Origin of the sequence: Burkholderia sp. Bp9004 (assembly GCF_003858025.1) — a bacterium.
GTDB lineage: Bacteria > Pseudomonadota > Gammaproteobacteria > Burkholderiales > Burkholderiaceae > Burkholderia > Burkholderia diffusa.
The window spans coordinates 1-983 of record NZ_QTQD01000084.1 but is presented as its reverse complement, the minus strand read 5'-3'; the positions used below and the strand labels follow the sequence as shown (position 1 = coordinate 983).

The 983-nt window shown below is 63.3% G+C and carries 1 protein-coding gene and 1 pseudogene; both read left to right on the top strand.

Features of this window, described 5'->3' with window-relative positions:
* Positions 1–603: pseudogene (locus DIE08_RS35255) on the top strand (succinate dehydrogenase/fumarate reductase flavoprotein subunit); the annotation flags it as partial.
* A gap of 21 nt (positions 604–624) precedes the next feature.
* On the top strand, positions 625–983 hold a 359-nt coding region (locus DIE08_RS35250), incomplete at its 3' end, for a 2Fe-2S iron-sulfur cluster-binding protein (protein ID WP_260436632.1).

The following is a 983-nucleotide window of genomic DNA, read 5'->3' as shown; positions in this document are numbered from 1 at the left end:
TGCTCGTGCGTGTCCGTGCACGGCGCGAACCGCCTCGGCACGAACTCGCTGCTGGACCTCGTGGTGTTCGGCCGTGCGGCCGGCAACCACATCGTCGAGCACGTGAAGAACCAGAAGGAACACAAGCCGCTGCCGGCCGATGCAGGCGAATTCTCGCTGGCGCGTCTGAACAAGCTCGACAAGTCGGCCTCGGGCGAGTACACGCAGGACGTCGCCAACGACATCCGCGCGACGATGCAGAAGCACGCAGGCGTGTTCCGCACGTCGGCACTGCTGAAGGAAGGCGTTGATCAGATGGCCGGCCTGAAGGCGCGCGTGGAAAGCATCCACCTGAAGGACAAGTCGAAGGTGTTCAACACCGCGCGCGTCGAAGCGCTCGAGCTGGAGAACCTGATCGAAGTCGCGCGCGCGACGATGGTGTCGGCGGAAGCGCGCAAGGAAAGCCGCGGCGCGCACGCCCACAGCGATTACGAACACCGCGACGACGACAACTGGCTGCGCCACACGCTGTGGTACAGCGAAGGCGATCGCCTCGACTACAAGCCGGTTCAAATGAAGCCGCTGACGGTCGACTCCGTGCCGCCGAAGCCGCGCACGTTCTAAGCCGAGTCAAAGGAATCCGAAATGGCAAAACGCATTTTTGAAGTCTACCGCTACGATCCGGACAAGGACGCGGCGCCGCGCATGCAGACGTACGAGCTCGAGATCCAGCATGAGCGCATGCTGCTCGACGCACTGGTCAAGCTGAAGGCCGTGGACGAGACGCTGTCGTTCCGCCGCTCGTGCCGCGAAGGCGTGTGCGGCTCCGACGCGATGAACATCAACGGCAAGAACGGTCTGGCGTGCCTGACGAACCTGAACGACCTGCCGCAGAAGATCGTGCTGCGCCCGCTGCCGGGCCTGCCCGTCGTGCGCGACCTGATCGTCGACATGACGCACTTCTTCAACCAGTATCACTCGATCAAGCCGTACCTGATCAACGA